This window comes from Companilactobacillus nodensis DSM 19682 = JCM 14932 = NBRC 107160 (genome assembly GCF_000615905.1).
GTDB classification, from domain to species: domain Bacteria; phylum Bacillota; class Bacilli; order Lactobacillales; family Lactobacillaceae; genus Companilactobacillus; species Companilactobacillus nodensis.
Map to the genome: position 1 here is coordinate 38,454 of NZ_BAMN01000013.1, position 13,741 is coordinate 52,194.

Genomic DNA, 13,741 nt, shown 5'->3' on the forward strand with positions numbered 1-13,741 from the left:
TCCTCTTAGGATACTTTATTGTTTAATACTGAATCTTTTATGAACTGTAAAATTTCTCCTGAGCTTTGTGCTTCGTCTAAAACCTTATAAAATTCACTGCCTGACAATAATCCTACTAATTCTTGCATTGCTTTTAAATGTGAATCACTATCTGGTGCACTTAAAGTAAATACATATGAAACAGGATCATTATCAGCATTGTTGAATTTTATTGCTGGTTCTAAAGTAGAAATGCCCATGGCGAGTTTCTCCGCTCCAGATTCACTAGGTGCATGTGCCAATGCTACATGAGGTGCAATGACAAAATAAGGTCCATATTCATTAACAGAATTAATAATTTCAGAAACATAGTTTTCTGTAATGTAATTATCATCCACCAACGGCTGTGCAGATTTTCTAACTGCATCTTTCCAATCATTGGCTTTAATATTTAGTTTTATCAAATCCTCTTGTACAATCTTTTCAATCATTAACAACACCGCCTAATTTCTTTTACGAGTTCATTATAATTTCGGTTTAGTATCCAAAACAACTGTAATCGCTTTCAGCTTTTGCTTGATAGTCTACATAAATTACAATCACAACAATTATCAAATCTCTATATGCCTTGATATCAAACGATTTATGTAACTTAGTGAATCCTTTAACATTGTACTTAGAATCCTCTCTACAAACATAATGTGGAACTAACTTCAATTGACCGAATATAGGTAAATGTTAAAGAATAAAGGTAGAAAGTTAGTATGGAGGTAGTTCAAATGTCAAAAGATTATTCAGCATTAGTACATGGATTCATGCAGAGTGAAATTGATGCTCTACAAGAAATAGATAGTAGTGTTACAGATAACAATTACAATGATGTGATTGATACACTACTCAATATAGATGGAAAATTAATTTTTATGGGTGTTGGTAAGTCAGGCCTAATTGGTAGAAAACTTGCAGCAACATTTTCTAGTACCGGAACTCCATCATTTTTTGTTCATGCAACGGAAAGTGTCCACGGAGATTTGGGAATGATTCAAAAAAATGATACAGTTGTTCTCATCTCAAACAGTGGTGAAACAAAGGAAATCTTGGCCCCAATACCATCTCTTAAGAGAATTGGAACAAAATTAATTGCATTTACTGGTAAAGATACATCATCACTAGCTAAACAGTGCGATTTAACTTTAGTTATTCCAATAGATCACGAAGCGGACAAGCTAAATCTTGCTCCTACAAATAGTTCAACTGGTGTTTTAGTTGTTGGTGATTCAATTGCTTGTACAGTTTCTGAATTAAAGGGTTTCACCAAAGAAAACTTTGCAACATTCCATCCAGGTGGTGCACTTGGTAAAAAGCTTCTTAAATCTCAATCAGTTTAAAATTCTAAGTAAATATACAAAGGTGCTGAAAATCGTCAGCATCTTTTTTTGTACAAAAAAGGTCAACATTTATGAATACTTCCACGTACTTACTATAATTAGTAGAAATATACAACCTACAGAAACCCCATAAAAACAAAACCATGACAATCATTCAAAGTCAAAACACGAATCCACCATATCCAACCCAAAAGCATCCCAACTTGTAAATGATAATAATTACTATTTACAAATCACCATCAATCAGATATCCTTAATTAGTAATAATTACTATTTAAGGGAGAGAAACATATATGCACTTCAAAGGTTTAAAAGCTCTAATTGCTACTATTGGAATCATTCTATTAGGTATTATATTGACCGCCTGCGGTAATTCCAATAAGTCGTCAGCAAACGATAGTAAAATCAAAATCGTTGCAACAACTGATTTCTACGGTGAAGTAGCCAAGGCAGTCGTTGGTAATAAGGGATCAGTTGAATCGATCATCAATAAGCCTGGTGTCGACCCTCACGATTACGAACCCACCACTGCCATTGCCAAAGACGTATCTGGTGCTGATCTAGTGATCGCCAACGGTCTTGGTTACGATTCATGGATGAACAAGCTGGGTAAAAGGTCCGATAGTTCTTTCATCAAAGTTGGTGAAAACATCCTCAACAAAAAAACTGGCGCTAATCCTCACCTCTGGTATAATCCAGCAACTATGCCAGCACTTGCCAATCGCTTGGCAAAGGAACTCAGCAAGAAACAACCTGATAACAAAAAGTATTTTGAAGCTAATACAAAAAAATACATTGCTTCACTAAAGCCGGTCCAAAATGAATTAACTGAATTAACTAACAAAGCTAAAGCAACCACTAATAAAAATGTTTACGTCAGTGAACCAGTCTTCGACTATGCAATCAACGCCATGGGATTCAAAGTTGGTAACAAGGATTTCGAGAAAGCTGTTGAAAATGGGACTGATCCATCCCCTACTGTGGTCAAGAATATGCGTCAAGGTATTTTAGAAGGAAAAATCGCCTTCTTAGTGTATAATTCACAGTCCGACAGCAAAACTGTCGACAATATGATCAAGTTGGCCAAAGAAAATAACATCCCGATCCTAAAGGTCACCGAGACATTACCTGCAGGTAAGACTTATAAGGATTGGATGTTATCACAATACCAACAACTAAATAAGATATTAGAAAAGGAAGACAAATAATGGCAGAAAAAATCGACCGGTCTAGTGCAATGCGACGTCTTAATTCAAAAAGCAAGAAGACTCAACGCCGCGCCAAAAAAATATTAAATCAGCTCAAACGTACGAAAGCCTAGCGATTATCGCCAGGCTTTTTTTATTGGTATAGGTAAAACTTTAGAAACCGCTTGCAATTATTTACAACATCATATATATTCTAATTATTATTTAGTACGTCATATTAATAATTAAGGAGTTATATATAATGAGACAAATTTATTTCTTTTCTGAAGGTAACAAAGACATGCGTGATCTCTTAGGAGGCAAGGGTGCTAATCTAGCTGAAATGACTCGGCTGAATCTCCCCGTACCACATGGATTCACAATTACAACTGAAGCTTGTCATTCATATCAACAAAATAGCCATCAATTGAGTGAAGCTTTGAAATTAGAGATCGACCATGCATTAGATAGATTGAGTGCTTCAACTGGTAAGAAATTTGAAGACGAATCTAATCCACTCCTTATCTCAGTTCGTTCCGGCGCCGCCATTTCAATGCCCGGCATGATGGATACGATCTTGAACATTGGACTAAATGACCGCTCGGTGATTGCTCTAGCCAAAGTCACAGACAACGAACGCTTTGCTTATGACAGTTATCGTCGCCTACTGGCTATGTTTGGTAACGTTGTTTATGGAATCAACGAAGATACCTTCGACAACGTTCTAACAGAAACAAAAAAAGCCCACAATTATCAATCCGATCTCGAATTAACAACTGCCGACTTAAAGAACATCGTAACTAGATTCAAAGAAATTTATCAAAATGAAGCTAACAAAGTCTTCCCACAGGACCCAAAGGAGCAATTATTATCTGCCGTTGATTCAGTCTTTTCATCATGGGACAACAACCGTGCCCGTGTCTATCGCCGTCAAAATGACATTCCTGAAACACTGGGAACAGCTGTCAACGTGCAGACAATGGTCTTCGGTAATGCCGGTGAAGACTCTGGTACTGGCGTTGCCTTCACTAGAAATCCTGCCACTGGTGAGAAGAAGCTCTTCGGTGAATACTTATTGAATGCTCAAGGAGAAGATGTTGTATCAGGTGTCCGGACCCCTGAATCAATTGAAACCTTACGTGCATCAATGCCTGAGATTTATGATCAGTTCGCTAAAATTGCTGAAAAGTTGGAAACACATTATCGTGATATGCAGGATCTCGAATTTACTATTGAACATGGCAAACTCTATCTACTACAAGCACGTGCCGGTAAACGTACCCCTGCCGCAGCTGTCAAAGTGGCAGTCGATTTAGTCAATGAGAATTTGATCAACAAAGAAACGGCTATCAAACGAATCAAACCAGAATCAATTTCGGCGATGCTCCATTCAGAGTTCGCCCACAAAGCCTTAGAAAGACAACATATTCTCGCTACTGGCTTACCTGCATCCCCTGGTGCAGCGAGTGGACAGGTTTATTTCACTGCCGAAACAGCCAAGAATGCTCACGACGAACAACATCAAAAAGTCGTCCTCTTACGACAAGATACTTCACCAGAAGATATCGAAGGTATGGTCGTCAGTGAGGCTATCGTAACCTCACGTGGCGGTATGACTTCTCACGCAGCCGTTGTCGCTCGTGGAATGGGTTCAACTGGTGTCGTTGGTGCACATGCATTGCAAGTTAGTTACGCCAACAAAACTGCGACAGTTGATGATACCGTGATCCATGAAGGCGACTGGATCTCAGTTGACGGAACTAGCGGCCACTTATATCTTGGCCAACTAGATACGACTGAAGCCAACATCAATGATGACCTGTCAACTCTACTTGAATGGGCCAAAGAGATCAGTCGTATGGGTGTTTACACTAACGCTGACACACCGGCTGATTTCCAACGTGCTTTGGACTTCGACGCCGACGGTATCGGCTTAACTCGAACTGAGCACATGTTCTTCAAACCCGAACGACTATTGCAAATGCGCCGCTTGATCCTCGCCAAAGATGCTGATGGCCGTAAAGATCCTTTAGCAAAAATCCTGGCTCTGCAACAACAAGACTTCTATGAGATCTATAAATTATCTGCCGGCAAGTCCGTGACGGTTCGACTACTTGACCCACCATTACATGAATTCTTGCCACACGATGACAAAGAGATCAAATTGGTTGCTGAAGAAATCAATACCACTGTTGATGCTTTAAAGGCTCGGATCGATTCATTAAAGGAGCTCAATCCCATGCTCGGACATCGTGGTGATCGACTAGCCGTTACATATCCGGATATTTACCAAATGCAGGTAACAGCTATCACTAATGCTGCCATCAAGCTAAATCAAGAAGCTACGACATTAAGCCACACATCATGATTCCTCTGACTAACTCAAAGACAGAAATGAAGTGGGTCCGTGATGTTGTCGAACAAACGATCAGAAAAATTCTAATCGACAATGATGCCACGCTTGAATACAAAATCGGTACAATGATGGAAATGCCTCGTGCCTGTGTCACAGCTGACAAAATCGCTGAAGTTTCTGATTTCTTCAGTTTTGGTACCAACGACTTAACTCAATTAACATTTGGATACTCACGTGATGACGTTGGTTCATTCATGCCCGAATATATTGCTCAAGGTATTTTGCCAAATGATCCTTTCCAAACTGTCGATACCGAAGGTGTCGGTGAACTCATGCGTATGGCAGTCGATCGTGGTCGCCAAACCAACTCGAAGCTTCCAATCGGTGTCTGTGGTGAAGTCGGTGGAGATCCTAAGTCGATTCGATTTTTCGAAAAAATCGGTATTTCATATGTATCTTGTTCACCATTCAGAATACCTGTTGCCCGAATTGCGGCCGCTCAAGCAACATTAGCTAATAATTAGCTTTCAAAAAATACTACGTGATATTATAATTAATGTAACAACATATACTCTAGGGAGATATATATCATGTATTTAACTGACCGCCAAAAACAAATTATCGATATGACCAGAAAAAAGAGTCCGATGACCAGTGAACAAATTGCTGAAAGATTGCAGCTAAGTGTGCCTACGATCCGTGGGGACTTGCGCCTGCTTACAGCAACGGAGATTCTCAAGTCACGACCAAAAGTAGGATATGAATTCTCACAACTGCCAAAGTCCAGCTTAGACTTTGACGAATTATTCGGAGAATCAATCGCCCATATCCTCATCCAACCTATCTTCGTTCAACCTAATACAACTTTGCCTGAGTGCGTCAACAAGCTATTCATCAACGATGTCGGGTCATTGTATGTGACGAATAATGACAATAAGCTATTGGGACTGATCTCGCGTAAGGACTTATTGGCTGTAACTGTTAATAACGCCGATGCTGATTCAATGATCGCCAGTATGGTCATGACTCGTATGCCTAACTTAGTAACGGTTGATGCTGACATGTCGATAATCTCAGTCGGGAAATTGCTCTATCAACATCAAGTCGACTCACTTCCAGTCACAAAAAAAGACGACCCTACTCAGGTCGTCGGCAAGATTACAAAGAACCGTATCTTTCAGTATTTCATTGAAGTCGGTTTGAAATATACAGATTAAAGGAATCGGCCAAAATTATTGGCTGATTTTTTTCGTAATTTAGTATATGGATAATAAACTTACATATGATGAAATGATTCTGAAAATGAAAAGTGAAAATATAAGATTTGATTTATGTACCGAAAAAGGTGCAAAAAGATTTCTCCAAAACTACAATGATTATTACAAACTTACTTTATATTTAAACAACTTTTCCAAAACAAATAAAAAATACGACAACTTGGATTTTCAATATTTAGTAACACTAATAAACGTGGATAAAAGTCTAAAAATGATACTATTCAAAATGTCATTAGATATCGAACGAGCTGTTAAAACAAAAATTATGGATTTAATCACAAATGATAATCGTGAAAACGGATATAGAATAGTTACAGATTTCAAAAAATATAATCCACTTGGTTATGAGCAAACGATAGGATACATATCCAAAACTCAAATCAATGGCATAAATATACCAACAGATACTGATACTGTCATACCAATTTGGATTTTATTAGAATCAATGTCATTTGGAACTCTGTGTAGATTTGTTATTTTTTACTATAAACGTTCAAAATTATCAAAATTAAAAGATATAAGAAACACACTTCTATATTGTAAGAATATAAGAAATCTAACCGCGCACGATAATTGTTTCATAAATAATTTGTTTAACTCGAAAAATTCTAAAAACAAAATCACAAGATACATAGACGATTTGAATAAAAAAACATACAAGCTGGATAACAACCTGTTATATAATTCAAAAATCAATGACATTATGTGTTTATTTTATATATACTCGGTATATGTGCAGCCACTAAACAAAAATCACTTTATCTATGACCATATTCTTGATTTAACAGCTACCAGAATGAATGATCCTCAATTTGTAAGTTGTCTCGGTATAAAAAAGATGCAATTTGTGCTAAATAAATTGATTGATTTTAATCTAAAAATAGATTAGAATATAGTTACTTTCATAAGGTGCGATTAATTCGTTAAATGCCCTTACCTTGTCGAGCCTCTGGTAACGATGACGTAAACCACATCAAAAAAAAGCCAATCGAAATCGCGATTCGATTGGCTTTTTGTGTTGCTCTATTTTTTTGCTGCACACTCAGGACAAAGTCCATAGATCTCCATAGCATGTGATTCAACAACACATCCTGGTAACTGATCGGTAAAGAAGCTCAAAGGACAAGCCTTCAGCTCAATTACTTTGCCACAATTAGAACAAATAAAATGATGATGATGCATCTGATCAAAGTCACACTGAAACTTGATCATTGTCTTGTTCTTCTCTTGATATTCAACTAATCCAATATCAGAGAACTCTTTTAGATTCCGATAAACTGTATTATTACTGATACCAGGGTAAATTGACTTCATATAATCATCAACAGAACTTATGGGAACGTAATTCTCTGTATAATTACTGAGAAAATCAATCAGATCCATACGCTGTTTAGTTACCTTATAGTGGTTATCTCGTAAAATTTTAATTGCTTCTTCCAAAGACCCTCACCTATGCTTTATATTCTTAAATCAGTGTAACATATTTGAACAGATTTCCATGCATAGCTGTTTTGGAGTAGTCGTTTACTTCATTATTTTGGATATCAAAAACTTATAAGAATTGGGCATCGTTCTAGCAAAAGTAACAATTGCATGATCGGTCCAAGCATTAAAGTAGCGACGCTTTGGACGAACATCAGTGGCTGCCTTATAGAATACTTTGGCTAAATCCTCAGAAGTTGCTCCAGAAAATGAACTAGATAAAAGTCCATCTAATTTATCAACTAGTGGCTCATATGGTGAATTATCAGATAGATTCTTTCTGATATTATCAACCGCCACATGGCTCCATTCTGACTTTGTTCCACCTGGTTGCACAACTACTGAGCGAATTCCGAATTGACGAACTTCTTGATCTAGAACATCACTCCACATGTTCAATCCTGCTTTAGTAGCGTGATACCAGCCACCTAATGGTGTGTACATGTCTCCACCAATAGACGAGATATTAACAATTCGGCCAAAACCTTGTCGACGCATAACCGGAAGTACCAATTGAGTTAGACGGTCAACGCCAAACAGGTTAACATCAAATTGTTTCTGGGCATTTTCAATTGGTATCTCTTCTAGTGGACCATATTCACCATAGCCAGCATTATTGACTAATACATCAATTTTCCCTTGTTCAGCAACCACGCGGTCCACCAATTCACGCAATGACAACTTATCCGTTACATCCAATCGTTGTGTATGAATGCCAGCATCTTTCAAATCTTCTAATTTCTCTACTCGACGTGCCCCACCATAGACTTCGAATCCATTCTCATGAAAATATAGTGCTGCTGCATGTCCCATTCCTGATGAAATACCTGTAATTATCGCTATTTTTGCCATATTCATTCCTCTTCCTACTAGTATTAATATTATTGTAATTGTTTTACCGATTATATTCTATAATTGAGTTACATATACGGGAGGTTTGATAATTATGAAAAATGGACTTTTATTAGTCAACTTAGGTTCACCCGCATCACCCAATTCTGAGGACGTTAAATCATACTTGAAAGAATTCCTTAGCGATACAAATGTTATAGAAATGCCTAAAGCAGTTTGGCAACCAATCCTAAACGGCATAATCCTACCAACAAGAACTTGGCGTTCATCGACCTTCTACAAACACATTTGGACTAAGGCCGGCTCGCCACTGATTGCATATACCAAAATAATCCGTGACAATATCCGACAATTATTGCCCAATTGGAACGTTCAAATGGCAATGACCTACGGACAACCCGATATTGTTGAGACTCTAAAACTTATGGCTCAAAAATGTGACAAAGTAGTCGTCCTGCCGCTATTTCCACAATATACTCAGAGCTCCAGTCAATCGATCATTGACCAGGCAGAAGCTGCCAACGTACCAATTAAAATTATCAAGCACTTCTACGATCAACCGGAATACATCAAGACACTTGCCGAAACGATTCAGCCATACTTAGATGCCAACGACTATGACGAGTTGATCTTCAGTTACCACAGCATCCCGACAGCTATGGTCAAGCACGGTGATCCTTATCAAGAACAATGTGTTGAGACCACAGCTCAAACTATCAAATTATTGAATTTTCCGTCTGAAAAAATCAAAACAGCTTATCAATCAAAATTCGGACCAATGCCTTGGCTCAAACCATATTTGAAAAATGAACTCAATCAATTGGTAGCCATGGGCAAGCGTAATGTCTTGATAGTGACACCATCATTTGTCGTCGATTGTTTGGAAACACTTGAAGAAGATAACGTCCAAAACTATCAATCTTTCAAGGCTAGTGGTGGAGACAACTTCAAATTGGTACCACCAATGAATGATAATCCCGACTTTAGTCAATTTTTAGCTGATTTGGCACAATCAAGAATGAATGAGGCTGACTAATGGAGAAGAAAAGTCTCGAAGAGATTCACGAAAGTGTTGAAGTTCCCAGTGTTTACGAAACATCATTTCTACAAAAGTTCTTAGCATACAGTGGTCCTGGTGCGTTAGTTGCGGTTGGATACATGGATCCTGGTAATTGGCTGACATCTTTGTCTGGCGGTAGTGAATATCGTTATGAGTTATTATCGGTACTACTAATGTCGATTATAGTAGCCATGTTTATGCAAACATTGTCGATCAAACTAGGAGTCGTTGCTAGACAAGATCTAGCTCAGGCAATATCGGCCAAAATCCCCAAATCTGGACGTTATATTTTGTGGATCATTAACGAATTGGCTATGGTTGCGACTGACATGACTGGTGTTATCGGCACAGCTGTAGCTTTGCGATTACTATTCGGACTACCTCTACTTTATGGTATTTTACTAACTATATTAGATGTCTTAATCGTTTTATTATTCCTCAGATTCGGAATACGTCGTATTGAATTTATTGTTTTAGCCGCCATCTTGACTGTAGGGATCATTTTCGGCATCGAAGTATTTAGAGCTCACCCTAATCTGGCCACTATCTCTACTGGCCTGTTACCAACTAATGACCTGTGGCAGAATCATAAGAAACTTATTATCAGCTTAGGTATCATGGGAGCTACTATCATGCCACACAATATTTATCTCCATTCATCACTAGCTCAAAGTCGAAGATATGATCACAATGATCCGGCTCAAGTTGATGAGGCCTTGCGCTTTGCAAAATGGGATTCCAATGTTCACCTCGTTGCGGCCTTCTTGATCAACGCCTTATTGCTAGTACTTGGAGGAACACTATTCTTCCACACCAATAGTAATCTGGCTGATTTCGAAGATGTCTTCAATGGATTGAAGAGTATTAATATTGCTGGAACTCTAGCCAGTCCCATCATGAGTGAATTATTTGCCTTTGCATTACTTCTGACCGGATTGATTTCCTCCATTACCAGCACCTTATCCGGACAAATAGTTATGGAAGGATATCTCAATATTCGGCTACCATTATGGCAAAGACGCCTGTTAACCAGATTAGTAACTCTGATTCCCATTCTATTTATGGGTTTTGCCGTTGGATTCAAAGAACAGGACTTTGAGAATCTAATCGTGTATGCCCAAATTGCCTTGAGTGTCGCCTTGCCGTTCACACTCTATCCGATGATAATTCTAACCAGCAATAAGAAGCTCATGGGAAGACACGTTAACAACAAACTAACAATGATACTCGGATTGACTTTAACTACAATTATTACCCTGTTGAACTTAAGATTGATTTTTTCAATCCTTTAAAATCTATAAATTGGAACCATAAAAGGAGTCATACCTTACTTGATATTTAATAATACAAGTAAGATATGACCCCTTTTTCAAACAATAAAAAGTTCATATAATTATTTTTTCAACTCTAAAATATCTACCATCAACCCTTTTGATACTTCTTTATTCCCACTTTCAAACGATTCAGTCCATCGCGAACAGTTCCAATATTTAACCTCAAGAAGTCACACGACGAACAGCTTATGAAATAGCTGGAACAACTCCTGTGACAAACATCCTATTTTACAGAGTCTGTCTTGCGGCGATCTATCGTCGTCTCAAAATCATACTTAGACATTGGCTGATGCCTCAGTATCACACTTGATCTCAGTCTTACTTGCATCGATATCGTCATCATCAAAAATAATTTCACCAATTGATTCAGCAGAAATCTTACCATTGATAGGATTCTTAACGCTGACAATACTTGAAGTAATTTCAGCATCAATATCTGAACAATATTCAAAAGCCAGATCTGTCTCTAATAACTTACAGTTCTTCATAACGAGATGATCAACGTAGCAAAGGCCTTGGTCACTCTCAATCGTACAATTGATCAAGGTTAGATTCTTAGTGTTCCAGCCCAAATATTCACCATTGATAGTTGAATCATAAACTGTCACATTCTCACAATTCCAAAAGCATCCTTGGAAACAAAAGTAGAATTATGCACTTCAACATTCTTGGCACCGTCAAAAATATAATTACCGATGAAACTAGAATCATCGACACGAATATTTTCACTGTTCATACCAAAGTAATTACCATTAGCTTGTACATGGTCCAATTTGATATTTTGACAGCTCCACAAAGTTTCCTCGGCGTCAGAAAAGTGTACATTAGTTAGTTCGATATCCTTACCACGACGGAATAACTTAGGTGCCTGCAAAGCACTGTCAGTTATTTTGATGTCATCAGTATACCAAATACCAGAACGTGACATTGTCTCAAAAATTGAATGGTCAACGTTGATGTGCTTGCTATACCAAAGTGGGTACTTCCACTTAAAAATCGTATTGTCGATATCAATATTACGACTCTCTTTGAGTGGTGATTCACCTTCACCAAAAGTCGTATCAGAAATTACTGCGTTGTGCTCACCAAACAATGAACGCTCACCAGTAAATAATTTATTTTTATAATTAGTCATCCATGTACCTCCATTTGTACCACAAGTACCATTTAACACCCTGAAGTTAACTTTAAGGCAAGTACTATTTTGATTTTTGTATTACTACTTTTATTTTTCCATGCTGTTTTTGAATATATCTAGAAGCTTTTTGTGGTTGATCGAATTTTCCAATTAAGTGAATTCCATCAAAATAATCCACATCACTATAATAAAAAACAATTCTTGGTTGCGGTGACCAATAAGCAATCTGACCTGGCTTAGGATTTCCACCGTCTGCCATTCCTTTAGTATTCAAGTGTCCTGAAATATCAGCAATTTTCTCCTCAGATGCATAATCTCTAAACTTCAATTTCATCGGTAATCGTTTTTTAAAACTTTTAGTAGCGCTATTATTATACAATTTTGCCTTAAAAGATTTATTGTTAATTGTAACCCGTATCTTGTCAGTAGCTGCAGAGACACTTTGTACAGATGTCAATGATAACAGTACTAGGACAAACATTATTGAAGTAACCATTATTACTATATGTTTTTCATTACTTATCTCCTTGTAATACTATATTAACTAAAGATTCCATATATTTAAAATACCTATAACTTATAAGGGTATATAGTAATTAGCTATACTAAAAAGGCCGCTCAAAATAAAGTTCAACACAAAAGCTTATGTTTTCGAACCAGAAATGTGCTAGGAAGGAGAAGTAACAATGAATGATTCCAAAGATAAAATGATTTTCCTGACAGGTGCTGTTCGTAGAAATGATTACTACTGACGTTACCAAAAAAGAAGACGTCGACAAGATTGTAAAACAAGCTATGAAGAGATTTAATCAAATCGACCTAATGATCAATGACGCCGGAATTACTTTGCCAGGAAGAGTCTAGGAGCTTCCTAGTCGTGACTGGGAATGGATCATGCATGTTAACTTGATGAGTCAAGTCTATGCAATGCAACGTATTATTCCTATCATGCTAGAGCAAAAGACACACTGTGCAATCTTGAACGTGGCATAATCAATCTAAAAGCTAATGCATTTATCATTTAAACGTCAAAAAGATTGTTATCTCGAATGAGACAACAATCTTTTTTATTTGTTACTGATACTATTTTTTAACTTTGTTAATGAACCGTCATTTGATAAATCCTTGTATTGTTTAAAAACCGAATACCAGTTACCCTTGCTGACAGATTGTCTTAAGCCATTGTACTTACTATTTGAAAAGATTGTCTTCGTAGCGGCATTAGCCTGTGATGAGGTTAACGCAGAGTTCTTCTGTAATAGCGAAGCAGCCTTCTTTTGATTATTAGCAGCTTGGATAATATCTGACATTTTGGTTTTCCTTAAAGCTTTAGTAGCTTTATCAATCTTTTGATCATGCTTTAAATCACCATTTCTAGTTGAATCAACTTTTTTAATCAATTCATTTTTGACGATCTTGTCGGATGGTGTATCTCCACCACCACTGATAGTTCTTACCGTATTATTTAATGGAAAGAAAAAGACTATTCCCAATACTATTAATACCACAATTGTAGCTAAGGTTATCCAAATTGCTTTTTTGTGTGATTTCTTATGATATCTTTCTTGACGCAATAGTCTCACCTCTTAGGTTTGTTTAAGTTAATACGCCAATGGTAACACGTATTGATAGTAAGATACCATCTCAAGTTGATATACAAAGTATAAGTAAATTAATAAAAAAGCGAC

The 13,741-nt window shown here is 37.2% G+C and carries 12 protein-coding genes and 3 pseudogenes; 9 read left to right on the forward strand and 6 right to left on the reverse strand.

Features of this window, described 5'->3' with window-relative positions:
- Positions 1-5: 5 nt before the first annotated feature.
- The gene (locus JCM14932_RS09530; protein WP_025024679.1) at positions 6-470 is read right to left on the reverse strand and encodes a PTS sugar transporter subunit IIA; all 465 of its coding nucleotides are present in this window, start codon (positions 468-470) and stop codon (positions 6-8) included.
- Between the two features lie 288 nt (positions 471-758).
- On the opposite strand from JCM14932_RS09530, the gene JCM14932_RS09535 reads away from it, so the two are divergent.
- The 6 genes and pseudogenes from JCM14932_RS09535 (at position 759) to JCM14932_RS09560 (ending at position 7,076) form a co-directional block, all read left to right on the forward strand.
- Positions 759-1,367, forward strand: coding sequence for a KpsF/GutQ family sugar-phosphate isomerase (locus tag JCM14932_RS09535; RefSeq protein ID WP_025024680.1), 609 nt, complete (start codon positions 759-761; stop codon positions 1,365-1,367).
- A 293-nt stretch (positions 1,368-1,660) separates the two neighbouring features.
- On the forward strand, positions 1,661-2,575 hold the full coding sequence (locus JCM14932_RS09540) for a metal ABC transporter solute-binding protein (RefSeq protein WP_025024681.1): 915 nt from the start codon (positions 1,661-1,663) through the stop codon (positions 2,573-2,575).
- Positions 2,575-2,688 (forward strand): putative metal homeostasis protein, encoded by a 114-nt coding sequence (locus JCM14932_RS16705; protein ID WP_162149795.1) that lies wholly within the window; start codon positions 2,575-2,577, stop codon positions 2,686-2,688. The genes JCM14932_RS09540 and JCM14932_RS16705 overlap by 1 nt, the downstream gene beginning before the upstream one ends.
- Before the next feature lie 128 nt (positions 2,689-2,816).
- Positions 2,817-5,434: pseudogene (gene ppdK, locus JCM14932_RS15215) on the forward strand (pyruvate, phosphate dikinase).
- Positions 5,435-5,500: 66 nt separating this feature from the next.
- Complete coding sequence (locus JCM14932_RS09555; protein ID WP_025024682.1) at positions 5,501-6,127, forward strand: CBS domain-containing protein; 627 nt, start codon at positions 5,501-5,503, stop codon at positions 6,125-6,127.
- A 46-nt stretch (positions 6,128-6,173) separates the two neighbouring features.
- A complete protein-coding gene (locus tag JCM14932_RS09560) occupies positions 6,174-7,076 on the forward strand; it encodes an Abi family protein (protein ID WP_025024683.1) in 903 nt (300 codons plus the stop codon).
- A gap of 134 nt (positions 7,077-7,210) precedes the next feature.
- On the opposite strand, the gene JCM14932_RS09565 is transcribed toward JCM14932_RS09560, so the two are convergent.
- Both JCM14932_RS09565 and JCM14932_RS09570 read right to left on the reverse strand, forming a co-directional pair.
- Complete coding sequence (locus JCM14932_RS09565; protein ID WP_025024684.1) at positions 7,211-7,627, reverse strand: Fur family transcriptional regulator; 417 nt, start codon at positions 7,625-7,627, stop codon at positions 7,211-7,213.
- An 84-nt stretch (positions 7,628-7,711) separates the two neighbouring features.
- Positions 7,712-8,521: an SDR family NAD(P)-dependent oxidoreductase gene (locus tag JCM14932_RS09570; RefSeq protein ID WP_025024685.1), complete on the reverse strand. Its 810-nt coding sequence runs from the start codon at positions 8,519-8,521 to the stop codon at positions 7,712-7,714.
- Between the two features lie 94 nt (positions 8,522-8,615).
- On the opposite strand from JCM14932_RS09570, the gene hemH reads away from it, so the two are divergent.
- Positions 8,616-9,557, forward strand: coding sequence for a ferrochelatase (hemH, locus tag JCM14932_RS09575; RefSeq protein WP_025024686.1), 942 nt, complete (start codon positions 8,616-8,618; stop codon positions 9,555-9,557).
- Positions 9,557-10,873 (forward strand): Nramp family divalent metal transporter, encoded by a 1,317-nt coding sequence (locus tag JCM14932_RS09580; RefSeq protein ID WP_025024687.1) that lies wholly within the window; start codon positions 9,557-9,559, stop codon positions 10,871-10,873. Before hemH ends, JCM14932_RS09580 begins: the two co-directional genes overlap by 1 nt.
- A 317-nt stretch (positions 10,874-11,190) precedes the next feature.
- On the opposite strand, the pseudogene JCM14932_RS15220 reads toward JCM14932_RS09580, so the two are convergent.
- Positions 11,191-12,050, reverse strand: a pseudogene (locus tag JCM14932_RS15220) (DUF3737 family protein).
- A gap of 64 nt (positions 12,051-12,114) precedes the next feature.
- Positions 12,115-12,510, reverse strand: coding sequence for a cyclophilin-like fold protein (locus JCM14932_RS16030; protein ID WP_235700578.1), 396 nt, complete (start codon positions 12,508-12,510; stop codon positions 12,115-12,117).
- Between the two features lie 281 nt (positions 12,511-12,791).
- Here JCM14932_RS16030 and JCM14932_RS16370 point away from each other — a divergent pair.
- Positions 12,792-13,043, forward strand: a pseudogene (locus tag JCM14932_RS16370) (SDR family oxidoreductase); the annotation flags it as partial.
- A gap of 77 nt (positions 13,044-13,120) precedes the next feature.
- On the opposite strand, the gene JCM14932_RS09600 reads toward JCM14932_RS16370, so the two are convergent.
- Positions 13,121-13,627, reverse strand: coding sequence for a hypothetical protein (locus tag JCM14932_RS09600; RefSeq protein ID WP_025024689.1), 507 nt, complete (start codon positions 13,625-13,627; stop codon positions 13,121-13,123).
- Positions 13,628-13,741: the final 114 nt, after the last annotated feature.

Coding starts and splice junctions, on each gene's coding strand:
- JCM14932_RS09530 (WP_025024679.1), bottom strand. CDS start 470: ATGATTGAAAAGATTGTACAAGAGGATTTGATAAAACTAAATATTAAA.
- JCM14932_RS09535 (WP_025024680.1), top strand. CDS start 759: ATGTCAAAAGATTATTCAGCATTAGTACATGGATTCATGCAGAGTGAA.
- JCM14932_RS09540 (WP_025024681.1), top strand. CDS start 1,661: ATGCACTTCAAAGGTTTAAAAGCTCTAATTGCTACTATTGGAATCATT.
- JCM14932_RS16705 (WP_162149795.1), top strand. CDS start 2,575: ATGGCAGAAAAAATCGACCGGTCTAGTGCAATGCGACGTCTTAATTCA.
- JCM14932_RS09555 (WP_025024682.1), top strand. CDS start 5,501: ATGTATTTAACTGACCGCCAAAAACAAATTATCGATATGACCAGAAAA.
- JCM14932_RS09560 (WP_025024683.1), top strand. CDS start 6,174: ATGGATAATAAACTTACATATGATGAAATGATTCTGAAAATGAAAAGT.
- JCM14932_RS09570 (WP_025024685.1), bottom strand. CDS start 8,521: ATGGCAAAAATAGCGATAATTACAGGTATTTCATCAGGAATGGGACAT.
- hemH (WP_025024686.1), top strand. CDS start 8,616: ATGAAAAATGGACTTTTATTAGTCAACTTAGGTTCACCCGCATCACCC.
- JCM14932_RS09580 (WP_025024687.1), top strand. CDS start 9,557: ATGGAGAAGAAAAGTCTCGAAGAGATTCACGAAAGTGTTGAAGTTCCC.